The organism is Bacillus sp. FSL L8-0099, assembly GCF_038006385.1.
Taxonomy (GTDB): domain Bacteria; phylum Bacillota; class Bacilli; order Bacillales; family Bacillaceae_G; genus Bacillus_A; species Bacillus_A toyonensis.
Window position 1 is genome coordinate 1,188,263 of the sequence record NZ_JBBOVC010000001.1, and the last position, 16,162, is coordinate 1,204,424.

Annotated in this window: 13 protein-coding genes; 7 read left to right on the forward strand and 6 right to left on the reverse strand. The window is 37.7% G+C overall.

The genetic code is table 11. The features are described 5' to 3' along the window. Positions 1–8 precede the first annotated feature (8 nt). Positions 9–1,244: a TcaA 3rd/4th domain-containing protein gene (locus MHH42_RS06185; RefSeq protein ID WP_016108032.1), complete on the forward strand. Its 1,236-nt coding sequence runs from the start codon at positions 9–11 to the stop codon at positions 1,242–1,244. Positions 1,245–1,290: 46 nt separating this feature from the next. On the opposite strand, the gene MHH42_RS06190 is transcribed toward MHH42_RS06185, so the two are convergent. Further along, positions 1,291–1,713 carry a hypothetical protein gene (locus MHH42_RS06190; protein ID WP_000332411.1) on the reverse strand — a complete coding sequence of 141 codons (423 nt, stop codon included), beginning with the start codon at positions 1,711–1,713 and terminating at the stop codon, positions 1,291–1,293. Positions 1,714–1,912: 199 nt separating this feature from the next. Here MHH42_RS06190 and MHH42_RS06195 point away from each other — a divergent pair, with 199 nt between their 5' ends. The 3 genes from MHH42_RS06195 (at position 1,913) to MHH42_RS06205 (ending at position 4,497) form a co-directional block, all read left to right on the forward strand. Continuing rightward, the gene (locus MHH42_RS06195) at positions 1,913–3,247 is read left to right on the forward strand and encodes an FAD-dependent oxidoreductase (protein WP_016108033.1); all 1,335 of its coding nucleotides are present in this window, start codon (positions 1,913–1,915) and stop codon (positions 3,245–3,247) included. A 100-nt stretch (positions 3,248–3,347) separates the two neighbouring features. Then, a complete protein-coding gene (locus MHH42_RS06200; protein ID WP_016108034.1) occupies positions 3,348–3,836 on the forward strand; it encodes a GNAT family N-acetyltransferase in 489 nt (162 codons plus the stop codon). 250 nt (positions 3,837–4,086) lie between these two features. Further along, entirely contained in the window at positions 4,087–4,497 is a 411-nt protein-coding gene (locus tag MHH42_RS06205) for a DUF3908 family protein (protein ID WP_098637858.1), read from the forward strand. A gap of 29 nt (positions 4,498–4,526) precedes the next feature. Here MHH42_RS06205 and MHH42_RS06210 read toward each other — a convergent pair whose 3' ends face one another. The 5 genes from MHH42_RS06210 to odhA all read right to left on the reverse strand — a co-directional run bounded on the left by MHH42_RS06210 (position 4,527) and on the right by odhA (position 14,332). After that, positions 4,527–6,068, reverse strand: a complete 1,542-nt coding sequence (locus tag MHH42_RS06210; RefSeq protein WP_016108035.1) for a SagB family peptide dehydrogenase — start codon at positions 6,066–6,068, stop codon at positions 4,527–4,529. A gap of 15 nt (positions 6,069–6,083) precedes the next feature. Beyond that, on the reverse strand, positions 6,084–8,033 hold the full coding sequence (locus MHH42_RS06215) for a TOMM precursor leader peptide-binding protein (protein WP_016108036.1): 1,950 nt from the start codon (positions 8,031–8,033) through the stop codon (positions 6,084–6,086). After that, positions 8,030–9,949, reverse strand: coding sequence for a putative thiazole-containing bacteriocin maturation protein (locus MHH42_RS06220; RefSeq protein ID WP_340893010.1), 1,920 nt, complete (start codon positions 9,947–9,949; stop codon positions 8,030–8,032). Before MHH42_RS06220 ends, MHH42_RS06215 begins: the two co-directional genes overlap by 4 nt. A gap of 125 nt (positions 9,950–10,074) precedes the next feature. Further along, positions 10,075–11,334 carry a 2-oxoglutarate dehydrogenase complex dihydrolipoyllysine-residue succinyltransferase gene (gene odhB / locus MHH42_RS06225; RefSeq protein ID WP_000569924.1) on the reverse strand — a complete coding sequence of 420 codons (1,260 nt, stop codon included), beginning with the start codon at positions 11,332–11,334 and terminating at the stop codon, positions 10,075–10,077. Positions 11,335–11,464: 130 nt separating this feature from the next. Beyond that, the gene (gene odhA, locus MHH42_RS06230) at positions 11,465–14,332 is read right to left on the reverse strand and encodes a 2-oxoglutarate dehydrogenase E1 component (protein WP_000197133.1); all 2,868 of its coding nucleotides are present in this window, start codon (positions 14,330–14,332) and stop codon (positions 11,465–11,467) included. 967 nt (positions 14,333–15,299) lie between these two features. Here odhA and MHH42_RS06235 point away from each other — a divergent pair. The 3 genes from MHH42_RS06235 to MHH42_RS06245 are packed head-to-tail and all read left to right on the forward strand — an operon-like array spanning position 15,300 to position 16,100. After that, on the forward strand, positions 15,300–15,515 hold the full coding sequence (locus MHH42_RS06235) for a helix-turn-helix transcriptional regulator (protein WP_000428507.1): 216 nt from the start codon (positions 15,300–15,302) through the stop codon (positions 15,513–15,515). Then, positions 15,512–15,889, forward strand: a complete 378-nt coding sequence (locus tag MHH42_RS06240) for a hypothetical protein (RefSeq protein ID WP_001000064.1) — start codon at positions 15,512–15,514, stop codon at positions 15,887–15,889. The genes MHH42_RS06235 and MHH42_RS06240 overlap by 4 nt, the downstream gene beginning before the upstream one ends. 28 nt (positions 15,890–15,917) lie before the next feature. Beyond that, entirely contained in the window at positions 15,918–16,100 is a 183-nt protein-coding gene (locus MHH42_RS06245) for a DUF3976 domain-containing protein (RefSeq protein ID WP_001178305.1), read from the forward strand. Positions 16,101–16,162 lie beyond the last annotated feature (62 nt).

The following is a 16,162-nucleotide window of genomic DNA, read 5'->3' on the forward strand; positions in this document are numbered from 1 at the left end:
TTGAATGGATGAATGTATGTACAAAGTGTGGAACGCAGTTTGTAGATGGTGTGCAATTTTGTCAAAACTGCGGTACAAAGAGAGAAATTCCAGTAGTGAAGAAGAAAATGGGGAGCGGTACAAAAATTGGCATTACACTTTTAGCACTACTTGTTATAGCGATTGTTGGATTGTATTTGTATGGATCATCGTATTATGCGCAGGTGGCACAAGTAGACCGGATGATTACGATTTTACAAGAGAGAGACGGAGAAAAATTAGCTGAGATTATTACGACAGATGACCCATCGGTTATTGTAACGAGAGAGAGTTTCAAGCCTCTATTTTCATATATAAAAGAAAATCCGTCTTACGTGAATGAATTGAAACAATATTTAAAGCAAGGTGAAAAGCAAGGGGACGGAATTGAAAGAGCGGATTTTTCTTTAACGAAAGACGGGAAACATTACTTTATATTTGATCGGTATAAATTGAAGGCAAGGACGTATTATACGACTTTGCTTTCAAATGAAAAAGGTGCATCTTTAAAAATGAACGGAAAAGAAATCGATAAGACAGAAGACAAAAATTTTCAGAAGCAATATGGACCGTTTCTTCCAGGAGCTCAAGTGTTTCAAGTGGAATATAAAAATGACTATGTAAAACTATCACGCGAGGAAAAAGTTGTACTTATGAAACAAAGTCAAAATAATGTAACGATAGATTTAACGTTGCAAGGGCAATATATTACAGTTCAAACGAACGCGCCTGGTGCGACATTATATGTGAATCAAAAGCCAGTTACCGCATTGACCGGAGAAGAAATTACGTGGGGTCCCGTAGCAACTGATGGAAGTGCGACGATTTATTTAGAACGCAATGGAGACAGCGGAAGGGAAACGACAAAAGTAGAAACGGTAACAGCACTTTCGGCTTATAACCTTCCATTCGAAAAGAAAAGCGTAGAAAAAACAGTCGTTTACAATGTTACTCCGCCACCTACGACTGGGTATGTATACAATGGTTTTATCTTCCCTGATAGTGATATTCGAAAATTAACGAATGCAGATTTAACGTATGTAACGAAAGAACAGTTGAAAATTGCTAGAAACGAAATATACGCAAGACATGGAAATATATTTCAAACGAAAGATATGCAAGCGTATTTTTCAAAACAGTCTTGGTACAGAGAAAATCCGTATTTTACAGGAAAGCTAACGGATATTGAAGCTTATAATGTTGAATTGATTAAATCAAGAGAATAGCGTTCGTGAAAAAGGTACAGTGTGTATTACTGTACCTTTTCTATGATTATTTAGCTGGACCAGGATCTCTTGAGAAAAAGATGTGAAAGAGAAATGTGACTTTACTTGCTCCTCCTGATGTACTTGCTTGCACATCAGATAATGCACTAGATGTTAAAACGCCTTCAGAATGAGGGGGGACGACTATTTTGAGAGTATCCTCTGATTCTGATGATGCAGTAACGGTTATTGTATCATCAGATAAGTTCAAAATTTTGACAGTACCGATTGGTAAGATGGACTTGCCTGCGTGTGATGCTGAAGCGAAGCGAGAGCCTTTCCAAATCGTTTGTGGGAAAGTTTCATCATTAGATAACCAAGCACGCGCACTATAAATGGTTGCGTTAATAGAAAATTCTTGATCAAGCGACAAGGCGGCTTTCGGTTCTTTCGGTTCCTCTGGAAGCTGAGCGAGAAGGCCGGCGCACATATATGTTTCACCTACTTTCAATTGTTACTGTTATAGCATATTAAACATGTTGTTTATAAGACACGACGGTTACCTATTCAGGCATAGGTTTGTGCACTAAATTTGTAGATGAAATATTATTTCTTTACAATGGTAATAGGTGTTATTTCTGTAAAATATGGAAAGCGTAAAGAGTATGTAAAAAAGAAGGAGTGGTAAAGTGAACTATGTCATTATTGGCGGAGATGCAGCTGGGATGAGTGCAGCTATGCAAATTGTAAGAAACGATGAAACTGCAAAAGTTGTGACGTTAGAAAAAGGTGAAATCTATTCATACGCTCAGTGCGGATTACCGTATGTCATTAGTGGTGCTATTGCTTCGACGGAAAAATTAATTGCGCGTAACGTGAAGACGTTTCGTGATAAGTACGGAATTGATGCAAAAGTGCGACATGAAGTAACGAAAGTAGATACGGAAAAGAAAATTGTGTACGCAAAGCATACGGAGACGAAAGATGTTTTTGAATTTACGTATGACCGTTTATTAATTGCGACGGGAGTGCGTCCTGTTATGCCAGAATGGGAAGGACGAGAGTTACAAGGCATTCATCTTTTAAAAACAATTCCAGATGCTGAGCGTATATTAAAAACGTTAGAAACGAACAAAGTTGAAGACGTAACAATTATTGGCGGCGGTGCGATTGGACTGGAGATGGCAGAAACATTCGTTGAACTCGGTAAAAAAGTGAGGATGATTGAGCGAAATGATCATATCGGTACGATTTATGATGCAGATATGGCGGAATATATACATAAAGAAGCGGATAAACATCATATTGAAATTGTAACGAATGAAAATGTAAAAGCGTTTAGAGGAAAAGAGCGAGTAGAGGAGATTGAAACGGATAAAGGTACGTATAAAGCAGATCTTGTTTTAGTATCTGTCGGAGTAAAGCCAAATACTGATTTTCTTGAAGGAACCAATATACGTACAAATTATAAAGGGGCAATTGAAGTAAATGCATATATGCAAACGAATGTGCAAGACGTATATGCTGCTGGTGATTGCGCGACACATTATCACGTTATAAAAGAAATTCATGATCATATTCCAATTGGAACGACTGCCAATAAACAAGGACGACTTGCTGGACTCAATATGGTTGATAAACGAAGATCATTTAAAGGTACGTTAGGTACAGGCATTATTAAATTTATGGATTTGACACTCGCGAGAACAGGCTTAAATGAAAAAGAAGCGAAAGGGCTCAATATCCCGTATAAAACAGTTAAAGTAGATTCAACAAATATGGCGGGCTATTATCCAAATGCGAAACCACTTTACTTAAAATTGCTATATCGCTCCGATACGAAGCAATTGTTGGGTGGACAAGTAATTGGGGAAGAAGGTGTAGATAAGCGTATTGATGTGATTGCAATGGCGCTTTTCAATAAAATGAGCATTCACGATTTAGAAGACGTCGACTTAAGTTACGCACCACCATATAACAGCGTTTGGGATCCAATTCAGCAAGCAGCAAGGAGAGCGGAGTAGCACTTTTAAAGTGCTACTTTTTTTGTAAAGGGAAGTAATCTTTTTTATTGAATAATAAAGAGGGGGAAATAGTTACATATAGAAAAGGGGATTTTTAAAAATGGTTGTAGCACTTCAAAGAATTCAAGAATCAGAAAAAGAAATATTACGTAATTTGTACGCATTATACCTTCATGACCTTTCTAAGTTCACTATGAATATAACTATCGGAGCGGATGGTTTTTTTGAATACGAAGATTTGCACATGTTTTGGAAAAATGACGGAATCACTCCGTATTTTATAAAGGTTGATCATAGTATTGTAGGATTTTTATTACTATTAGAACGTCCATTTTTGAAGAAAGAAAACGATTTTTGTATGAATGACATTTTCATATTGAATCAATATAGGGGAAAAGGAATCGGTAAACAAGTTATTGAAAATTTACTAGAAGAGAAACGAGGACAGTATTTCGTTATCGAACTTCTAAAAAATGTACCGGCAGTTTCGTTTTGGAAGAAAGTATATAGAGAGTTAAACATTGAATTTGATGAACGAAAACAAATGATTGATGATGAAGAATGCCTCGTTCAAACGTTTAAAATATAATGAAATAAGTGTTCCTAGTATATTACTTTGAAATTTAGCTTTATCCCGCTATTTGTGGGAGTCGGGTTGCTCGTAAACGCCCGATTGGTGAGGGCTGATAATCAGTGGGGGATGAACAGCCCTCCTACTGATTAAAGTTTCACTTTATTTTGAATATAAGGTTCACCCTTGAAAACAAAGTACGTATCGCTTATATTGTCATATAGTATTTGTTTTTTAACAAAGCAATGAACGAACCAGGGGGCGCAGTATGGCAATTAACATGAAAACAATCGAGGAATGGATTGCGGAATCAAACGCAAGACAGGAAGAAGATTTTGGACACGTTGTTGAAGAGATGAAAGAAGTATGTGTCGGACTTGATAATGCGACATTAATTTATACGAAAAATGTATTTTGCTTCGGTAAGAAAGTAGAAGTATTGTTTTTCTTCCAAGACCATGTCGTTATCGGACAAGAAAAAGACGAATATGTTGAGATTGAAAAATTAAAGTATGATGCCATTACAAATAGTAATTTAAAAACAAATGACAAAAATACAACGTTAAAATTAAAGTTTGCTAACGGACAAACTATCAATTTAGATAGTTTAAATGATAACTATGGTACGAAAAATTGGTTATTTGCAAGACAAATTAAGAGTATCTTTAAAGTAATCTAGTAAAAAGCACGCCGGTGGACGGCGTGCTTTTAATTATGCAAAGACCCTTTTAACCAATTCCGCGCTCGATACGCCCCAACAGGAATTTGAATAAGTGATGTTTCATTTCCACCATCAATCCCGTACAATTGATCACAAGAATTTGTATCAAAACTTAGTAACGGATGACCACCCATCCCCATAGCGGTCGCAGCGAAAACGAGTTTATGAACGAGTATACCAGCTTCCATTTGGTGAATGCGATATCCTCTATAGCCTAATGCACGTGTGTAGTAATCCTTCTTTCCAACTACATGTAAGCAAAGTGGTACTTGAAAAAGGTTTACGTTATCCATCGTCATACTAGATTGAAGGGGGTAACGAAGGTCTCCATACCGAATTGGGTGTATGGAATGTGTTTTACTGTTATAAGCATAAGCCCCGTTTTCAATAGTTTTTACGTTATAAAAACATCCATATAAGGAGACGCGTGCATTTTCATTTATATACTTGCCATCAAGGTCGTTGTAATAGGGGAAGGAGAGGCTCGCTTCTTGTAGTAAAGTAGCAAGCTCAGCTGCATCCCATTTCGTTAAAGTAAAGTCATCGTTAGGGGAGTACCGTTCTTTACAAAGTTGTAAGAAATCATACGATAAACGCTCTACTTTCGGTAGCTGTACAGTGTGCGCATGATGCTGATAGTACTCTTCATGAGCTAGTGTTTGGAAGTGTTCTGTCGATTCAATCATAGATGCTTCATTTATTTTTGTTATCATTGGATATCCTTCCACATGTTTGGAACGAACGAAATGCTCATGTGCTAAAGGTGGAATTTGTTGCAATAAGTCATGAGAAGTAACGGTTTTATTTTTACGATAATCATCGTGGAACCAATCTATATTCGGTTCTGTACTTAAAGGAATAACAGCATACACACTTTCTTCTCCTTCGGTCAGTCCGAGTAAATGATTGATTGCACGGTCTAGAAATTGAAAGTATACGCCATTTGTGTAACCGAATTGTTTCGCACATTCGAGTAATTGACCGATGAGAACACCGCTATCTAATCCTTGCAGACGATACGAAAAGTTATTGTATTTAAAAAAGTTTTTCCAAAACATAGTGGATACAAATGCAGCACCAAAGCAAGAATGTATGTTACAGCGATTGCCGAGTGCGTCTGTAAGATAAGAATCGAAATTTCCTTCGCGAAGTAAGATAAGTCGGTGATGCGCAGCGTCATAATGGTAAATGCCGTCTGGATAATGATCCAATTTTAAATATATATACAATTCATTCGGATATAAAGCACCACCTGAAGGGATAGATCTCCGGAATAAATTCCTCTCGCTATTTAGCTGACATAATTGGGTTATACCAAATGAATACAAAAGGTAAGGACCAATCTCATCCAAAGTAGGTGTAGTAGAAGAGTTCGGCAAAGATATTGGGATTTCTGAAGAGAGAGGGATGACAGGTACATTTCGATATAACTTATAAGGAAGCGGTGCGTCTTCCCAGTTTACCTCATGATTCGGCATAATTTCATCAATAGTGAAATGGAGATGATGTAAAAAAGTATCTAGCTGCATGAAATCCCCCCTTTACTATGGAAATGGATGAGGATGTGGATTTAATTGTTCGTTTGTTAAAGGCTCAGCCCTATATCCAAGTGTCATCGGTACAGTGTAAACTCTATCCAGTCCGGTAACACGAGTGAGATGGTGACCGAACGTCATCGGTAGCATGCCTGGGATCATGACTTTTACACAATGTAATCCGTTCTGCTCTATAAGGGGGACGGTTTGATCTACAACGATTACTTCGAGCCCAGATTGATGCAAACGATTTAAAAGTTGATGAAGATCAGATGTCAAATCCATATCAAACGATTGTAATGCATTCATTTCTTGGAACGATTGCACCGGAGCATCGTCACGTAAAAGGAAATGAAGACGTTCTTCCGTTTCTTTTAATCCGTACAGCATACTATGGTCTTCCATTTTATTAACGAGATAAGGATCTTGTAAGCATTTTTCGTAGTACTCTCTTTTTTGCTCGAGCTCATCATCTGCTATTAGTAACATGCCTGCTATTTCGTGAATTGCACTTTTTATAGCTCGAATAGGATCTAAATGAGAGCCCCCTGCACAAACAACGTTCATTCCATTTGCACGCGTATTTTTCGCAATTACCCATAAACTCGGGATGCCGTGTTCCATCGTCGCGTTAAAAACGTGTAATTCATACCCGGTAATCGTGCGTAACCGCTGAATCATTAATTGTAATTCCGTATCGTTTGCTGAGCTAAGATCAAGGCGGGACAGAGGTAATTCAGCATACCAAGTGAGCAAGAAGGCATCACGCTCTACAATTTCTAAAATGCCGTGAAAAATTGCTTCTTCTAAACTACCACCAATTGCACAACCATTGGATGTTTCATATACGAAAGCATCCCGATGACCGAGGCTATAATAAGCGATTGATTCTGGAACTAAAAGTGGCTTGTTTTGTGATAAAGAATAGCCCCATACCCAGTTTTGTTCATAGTCAGGATCAAACGGCTTAAACGGAAAACTATCACGATTATAATGTTCATTTGCATGTACACCGAGTGTGAGGGGATTCAGTGCATGATCCTCTAAATCATGAAAACTACCATGCACATTTGTCTTTTTTCCTCGAGGTGACATACCACAATATCGTTCTAAACCTTCTAAAATAGCAGTTGCTTCACTCAGTGCAAATGAATGGGTTCGACCTGCAACACCTTCATTCCCAAACATTAACGGCATGTTTATAATGACGTCAGCGAATGGTAATAAAGAATGCTGCATTTTTCCATTCAACATACCAACCCGGTAATCTAAATAGTCTCTCGTTAAAAATGTATTTAGTTCATGAATAGAACGACAGCGATACGTTTCAGCACTTGTTTTTAAGCTCGGTTGTAAAGAAATCTGTGCCGCATCCGCAGTATCAGCAGGTAAATTACTACATATAGGACAGAGAGGATCTGGAAGAAAAGAATGCCGCGTACATTGCAGTGTTTGTAAGTTTAGTAAAATGAGTTCATTTTCTAAAGAAGAATGTCCGTGAGCTAATATTTTCTCCGTTTCAGCATGAATGAGCTGGCACATTTGCAGAATGCCATTTTGGGTGGCGCGTACATCACGCCTCGTTACGTGCTCTGATTTCAACGCATATTTCCGCTGTAATTCCCACATTTCTTGTTGATCAAATCCGGCGATAAAGCGTCGTCCATCGGCACAATGGGTGCATCCCGTTGCAAGAGGATGAATATAAGGTCCGATAACACCTTCACCAAATGAAGTAAACGCACGTAGCCACGGAATATGATTGGAACGAAAAACAAGCTCAGCATCATGATGAATAGTAGAAGGAGAGCCGTCATGTAATACGAGAGCGAGGTTGATATTTTCAGGGAGTTCGTCTGTAATTGTATGTTGGCGAATGATGGAATATTGTTTGCGTAATTGATCATGTACATAGTCTGCAAGTAGGCCATCTCCTATAAGCAATATATTTTGAGTCATAGACCGTCCTCCTTTGCAATTAATACCCCGTACACACCATCTAAATTTTCTTTCAAAAATGATTCAATCGCTAAATCAAACACGAATGGATAAAAATTATGTTCTCCTAAATGCTGCAAGGCAAGCTGTAAAGATTGCACATCTGGGATTTCTTCGTCCGCTTGTATTTCTATTCGAAAAGAATCAGTGTCATATAAAATAATAGATGATTCAGGCAAAACAGTAGCTCTGTATGGAGTTTCTTCATTTTGAATGTGAAGAAGAGATAGTTGTAGTGCGTTACGTAACGCTAACGTCATATTAATACTGGATGCGCCATACCATCTATCATTTACACCGACCCAAACGACTGGAAAACTAAGAATCTCTTCACTCATTGCTATTTTAGGTGCTTCATGAATTGTAGAGAGAGCATCGTAATAAAACTTACAATGTGTATCATGAATTTCAGCTAGGTCGATCGTTGTAATTTCTTCTAGCATATGTGATTGCCGCTCATATAGTTTATTGTTTAAATGTTGTTGTAGTGCCCGGTATACACCTTCTGTCATCGTTTCCCCAGCACCAATACCGATATCGTTATGTTCAGGAATAAGGCGATGAATGATTTCAGCTACATATGTTTCAATTCCTGTTAAACCAGCTTCACGGCGAGCTTCATTATGAGTCAAACCAGCGCAAGTCATAAGAGGCAGGAGGGAAGCGGGACCATCGGATAGTGGTGTAGCTACTTGAATATTGCATTGTGATAACGGTAGTTGATATGAATTTTGTTCATCCCACACATGGAATATACCAGCTTCTTTAGAAGTTAATGAGTCGAAAAAACGGAACAATTCAGTTGAAGTATGTTGGTTGGACCGCTGCACAAGTTTTTCGGTAAGATTTTCTATTGTATCAATTGTAAAACTTTCATCAGTTGCGAGAGGATGTTTTATAAAAGGATGCCATGTCCCTTCGAGTGTTTCACAGTTTAATAAAAAGAATTGTGGCTCTTTTTCTCGATATGAATCATCAGCGACGTGTTTAAATAATTCAAAAACAATTATATTTGCTAACATTGCGCCAGTAATTGGTGAAAAAGGAGCTGATGCATTTTCATTTTGCAAAGTAGCTTCATGTAGACGATGCCAAGCTGATTCCCAGCATTCTTCACGATCAGCTGTTACGACAGGACCAGCCAAACCGAATGTTGATAAACAAATGGCGGGTATGAAGTTCTTTCCTACTTCCTTGCAAATCGTGTGAACTGTTCTTAAGCCTTCAATGTCTCCATTTTGAGAAACGTATAAAATCCAGTCAAAGGGTTCGAACACTTCATGCAGGGGGCGGTCAATTGTAGTATCTATTTCTTGAACAAGTACATTGTCATCAACTTCATATGCACGTTCTACTAGTTCATGAATTCGGTCGTAATTTGTTTCCATATAATCTGTGACAAGGTAATGAAATGTAGGTAATCCGGATTCTAGTAAAGAAGAAACTAAGGAAGTAAGCATATCCCCAGAACCAAGTATAAGGACATTTGCTGCGCGGTACGTCTGGAATTTTAAAGCACCTGAATGAGAATCAGCTTCTAGAAATTCAATTTGCGAAGCATACCTATCGAGTAATGCACTGTTTAATTCATGAGGTGCATCTTGACTTACATCACGAACAAAACCATTTTCATATAAAATCTCTCCAATTTCAAATACACGATGTTGATAGGGGAGAGGAAGACCATCGGTTATTTCTGCTAAAGAATGATCACCATTAAACATAGGCATTAATTTTTCAATCCAGTTATAAATTCCATCACCGTCCATGCGGAATGAACTGGCGTTATTTCGAAAATAGACACCCCCGTTTGAGTCGGGAAGGAAGAAAGTATCCTTATTTGCTTTAAGCTTTGCATGAGCTGGAAGGTTATTCATTTTAATCCTCCTTACGTTTTAAGCATACATTATTAGCTTATGTCATGAAATTTGTCCCGTATGAACGCAATAAAAAAAGGCTGTAGAATGATTTATTCTACAGCCTCTAATAGACTATTAGTCTATCAACCTTCTAATAATAATGATTTTGGATCTTCAAGCATATCTTTAACAGCAACAAGGAAGCTAACTGCTTCTTTACCATCAACAATACGGTGATCGTAAGATAGTGCAAGGTACATCATCGGACGGTTTTCCATACGCTCTGCATCAATTGCAACGGGTCTTACTTGGATTTTGTGCATTCCTAAAATACCTACTTGTGGGCTGTTTAGGATTGGTGTTGACATTAGAGAACCGAATACACCACCGTTTGTAATTGTAAATGTACCACCTTGTAGCTCTTTTAATGAAAGTTTATTATCACGTGCTTTCATACCTAAATTACGAATTTCGCTTTCGATTTCAGCGAAGTTTAATTGGTTAGCATCGCGTACAACTGGAACAACTAATCCATCTGGAGCTGCTACTGCAATACCGATATCATAGAATTTTTTAATGATAAGCTCGTCGCCTTGAATTTCAGCATTTAATAATGGGAATTGTTTTAATGCTGCAACAACTGCTTTTGTGAAGAATGACATAAAGCCAAGACGTACATCATGTTTTTTCTCGAAAGCATCTTTACGCTCTTTACGTAATTCCATGATTGCACTCATATCAACTTCGTTAAATGTTGTTAACATTGCAGATGTTTGTTGTACTTCTACAAGACGTTTTGCAATTGTTTGACGGCGGCGGGACATTTTCACGCGCTCAACTGGTTTTTCAAATTCCGTTTTTGCAACTGGAGCAGGAGCTGGACTTTTTGGAGCAGCTGGTGCTTCTTTTGGTGCTGCAGCATGAGCTTGTACATCATGTGGTCTCACACGTCCAAGTGGATCTGTGCTACGTACGTCGTTTAAGTCGATTCCTAATTCACGAGCCATTTTTCTAGCAGCTGGTGATGCGATAGGACGGTTCGTATTTGGTAAACCTTGTAGAGCCGTAGCTTGTTCAGCAGTTGGAGCAGCAGCTTTCGGTGCTTCAGCTGTTTCTTGTTTTGGTTGCTCAGCCACTGGTGCAGGTGTACTTACAGCCACTGGTGCGCCATTTGCATCTAAAATTGCGATAGTTGCGCCAACTTCAACTGTATCCCCAGGCTCGCCTAGTAACTTTGATACAATACCTGAATCTTCTGCAATGATTTCTACATTGACTTTATCAGTTTCAAGCTCAACAACGCTGCCACCTTTCTCAACTTTGTCACCTACGTTGATAAGCCATTGTGAAATAGTTCCTTCTGTAATAGATTCTGCAAGCTCAGGTACTTTAATTTCGATCATTTTAAATGTCCTCCCCTTATTTGCCTAACGGTGTGTTTTGTCTTCTTTAATCTTCGGTAATCTCCATTTGTTAGCTCGACTTGGGCAGAATATCTGCCCAAGTCGAGCCGGGAAAAATTCATTGTTACTTTTAGTTGCTATAAACTTCAATTTCTTGTTTATCTTGACGGAAGTTATACTTCACATCTAAAGCGTGCGCCACAATTAGTTCTTGCTCAGCTTTGTGAGCGAACGGATCGCCACCAGATGGGCTAGAACGATCTGGGCGTCCAATGTAACCTGTTTTCACTGTATCTCCAGCTAGTTCGAACAGAATTGGAGCCATGTAATGCCATGCACCCATATTACGAGGTTCTTCTTGAACCCAAATAATTTCTTCTAAGTTTTTAAAGCGTTTCATAATAGATTGAACTTTTTCAGCAGGGAATGGATACAACTGTTCAATGCGAACGACATGAACTTCATCTAAGTTGTATTCATGTTTACCAGACTCGATTTCCGCTGCTAAGTCAATCGCCATTTTACCTGTACTTAAAACAAGACGTTTAACTTTATTTGGTTTCATGCCAAGGTTTTCTTGTTCTAAAGCAGGTTGGAAACGTCCTTCGCTTAACTGACTAGCAGTTGAAAGCGTAAGTGGGTGACGTAATAAACTCTTCGGCGTCATAAGTACTAAAGGTCGAACAGCTTCTGTTCCTAAAATAGATGCTTGACGACGCAAGATATGGAAGTACTGTGCTGCGCTCGTTAAGTTTGCAACTGTCCAGTTGTTTTCAGCAGCTAACTGTAAGAAACGCTCTGGACGTGCACTAGAATGCTCTGGTCCTTGACCTTCATAACCGTGTGGTAATAGAAGAACTAAACCAGATTTTTGACCCCATTTTGCTCTTCCAGCTGAAACGTATTGATCAAATAATGCTTGCGCAGTATTTGAGAAGTCACCATATTGCGCTTCCCACATAACAAGAGTTTCTGGAGCGAATACGTTATAACCATACTCGTAACCAACAACAGCAGCTTCTGATAACGGACTGTTATGAACAGAGAATGAAGCGTTAATGTTTGGTAAGCGATGTAATGGTGAATATGTTTCATTTGTATCAGTATCGTGTAATACGATGTGACGATGCGCGAATGTACCACGCTGTGAATCTTGACCAGTTAAACGAATTGGTGTACCTTCTTGTAAAATAGAAGCGAATGCTAATGACTCAGCAAGTGCCCATTCAATTTTACCGTTCTCTTCAAGAGCATCTTTACGGCGTTCAAGAATTTTCTTCACCTTCGGATATACGTTAAAGCCTTCTGGCCAAGATAATAGACCTTCATTCATTGCACGAAGTGAGTCAAGTTCAACACCAGTATCAATTGGCTGAATGCCTTTTGCAACAACATCTGGTACTTTAACGTGAATTGTTGCATCGCTCGTATCAGCTGGTGGTACTTGTGCATAATCAGATTTTAATTGTTCTTGTATAAATTGAGTAATTGTTTCAACCTCATCTGCATTTAGAACACCAGCAGCTTGTAATTGATCTGCATAAATTGCTCTTACAGTTGGGTGATTTTTAATTTTTTTGTACACTTGTGGTTGCGTAACTGCTGGGTCATCCATTTCGTTATGACCGTAGCGACGGTAACCAATTAAATCGATTAAGAAGTCTTTTTTGAACAACGTACGATATTGAATCGCCAGGTTAGCAGCAGCAAGGCAAGCTTCTGGATCATCAGCGTTCACGTGAACAATCGGAATATCAAAACCTTTTGCAAGGTCGCTTGAATATTTCGTAGAACGAGAATCATAGCTATCAGTCGTAAAACCAACTGCATTGTTTGCGATAACATGAATTGTTCCGCCCGTTTGATACGCGTTCAATCTGCTTAAGTTTAGTGTCTCAGATACAATACCTTGACCAGGGAATGCAGCGTCACCATGAACTAAAACTACGAATGATTTAGAAGTATCTTGTTCTGGAAGACCAGACTTTTTACGATTTTCTTGAGCCGCACGTGCGAAACCTTCCACAACAGGATTAACGAACTCAAGGTGACTCGGGTTATTCGCTAATGTAACGCGAGTGCTAACTTCTTCATTCCCAACGACTTGTTCTCTACCTAAATGGTATTTCACGTCGCCAGTCCAGCCAGCATTTGCCACTGCGCCTTCTATTTTTGCATGTTTGAATTCAGCAAACATGTGAGTATATGGTTTTTCTAATACGTGAGCAAGTACGCTTAGACGACCGCGGTGAGCCATACCAATCATGACATCTTCAACGCCGCCTTTAGCACCTTCTAGCACAATTTCATCTAGAACTGGTACAAGCATATCAACGCCCTCGATAGAGAAACGCTTTTGCCCAACGAATGTTTTATGCAAGAATTGCTCGAAACCTTCAACAGCTGTTAAACGTTTTAAAAGAGCAGTTCGTTTTTTATTTGATAATGGTTGACGCAATGAATTTGATTCCACCATTTGATGCAACCACGCGCGTTCTTCACTATCTTGTATATGTGAGAATTCATAAGCTAAAGATTTTGTATAAACGTCTTTTAATCTATGAATTACATCAAGTGCAGTGTGAATACCCTCTGGTGCATCTTGCCATACTGTTTTAGCTGGAATCGCTTTCAAGTCAGCATCGCTCAATTCGTTCATTGCTTTCTCAAGAAGAGATTGTCCGTTTGCAGCATCTTCCATCGGGTTGATGTGAGCCAACGTATGCCCGAAAGAACGAATCTGTTCAACAAGTTGAACGACTTTAAGAATTTTTTCAATGTTACCTGTGTTTTGAGGAGAAAAATGTGTTGCTGTGTTGTCCCCTGTTACGACATCATCTTGAAACGAAGGAGCTCCAAAAATTTCAAAAAGCTCTTGTAATTCCGGATCAACAGAACCTGCTCCAGTTACGTAAAGATCATACTGTTCAATAACATAACCAAGGTTCGGACCATGGAACTTGGCCCAAGGGTTTGTCGTTGTATTCTTCCTCGTCATTTGTTTAAACCTCCCAATGCATATAATCCTTTTCCTATACAAAAGGTGCATTTTGCTCTTTTTCAATAATTGATGAACTAATAATTAATGTAAATGTTGTCTTTACTCTTATGTTATTACAATAATTTACATAATACCAAACACTATTACTTATCTGTTTTGTAAAAAAACATTCACAATAACTTATCACCCAAGTTAATCTTTCATGTTATAAAGTAATTTTACAGAAAAATGGAGTGGATATATTTGGTATACCTACACTAACAACTATAATTGTTGCATTTACATATAGGTATAATAGTTAGAATGTTTCGATAAAATAAAGTTCGAATTATGTATATTGAAATAATAAGCGCTTTCATTGATATTATACAACAATATAACGGAATATAGTATAAAAAATAAAAAATTATGAATTTAGAGTAAACTTTATTTCGGTAGTGTTAAATATTGAAAGGAAAACGAAGGATTTCTACAAAAAAAGTGGCTAAACATAAAAAATGCTTCATAAACCGTTAGTTTCTATTAATATGCCGAAAAATACCGTAAAACAAATAACGCATTTCATCTAATAAAGCGGCAAATGAAATATTTTAAAAGGATAAAACAAATATGGAGATATTAAATTTTTATAAAAATGGAGAAGGGATATAGTAACGGATATATACATTGTTCCATGTTGCATTACAAAATAGACGTGCTGAAATTGAAAAAGTTTCTTCTATAATAAAGTGAAACTTTAATCAGTGTGGGGTTTGTCCATCCACCACTGATTATTAGCCTTCACCAATCGGGCAGTTATTTCCCACCTAAATTCCTCGTATTCACTGAATTTTGAGGTGGGAGTCTTACTGCCTGTTAATGCGGGATAAATAGCGTGAAACAAACTGAAATATATGTAAAGGAAACTTGACGTAAAGTTTACTTTACATATATACTCGGTATAAGGGAGGAGGGAGAAATTTCCTTGGAAAATAAAATGGTCGAATATCGAAAAAAATTTGGACTATCTCAAGAAAAATTGGCTGAGAAACTTGGAGTTTCCAGACAAACCATCATTTCAATTGAAAAAGGGAAATATGATCCATCACTTCCATTAGCATTTGAAATAGCGAAAACATTTCAAACAACGATAGAACATGTATTTATTTATGAAGGAAAAGAAGAGGGGGAGAAAGGATGAATGATTCACAAAAGTATTTTGTTATTATGGGAATTATCTTTTTAATTATGAGTGGATTTATGATACTAGCAGGTATAATGACACATTCAGCACCACCAAGTCCTACTTATACGTTACTAGCAATGATGATTATGTGTTTCTGCTTAAGTTACTTACACCCGCAATTTAAAGAAAAAGATGAGCGAATGAAACTCATTCGTTATAAAGGGATGTTCTTCAGTTTTTTTGCATTAACAGCGTATTATCTCCTTTTCTCTATCGGCTTAAATTTAAAAGTAATGACACTATCTGCGGTTGAACTATTACATATACTTATGGCACTTACAATGAGTACCGTCTTTATCTCATTTGTTGTTTTGGCAAAAAGATATTAAGATGGAAGAGAGAAAGGAAGATTAACATATGCAAATGATGTATGCTTTTGGTATGGGGATCGTTTTATTTTTAGCGGTGTTCCTATTCATTCGTAAAGACGTTCAAGGCGGGACGTTAACGAAACGAGGATTTTATAAAATGATTGGCTGTTTAGTTGTTATGTTTATAGCGATTATCGTAATGATTGTATTAATTACTCAATCATTATAAATTTTAAAAATGAAACCTTACTTTTTGTAAGGTTTTTCTTTTTGTATAAAAACCTAAAAATT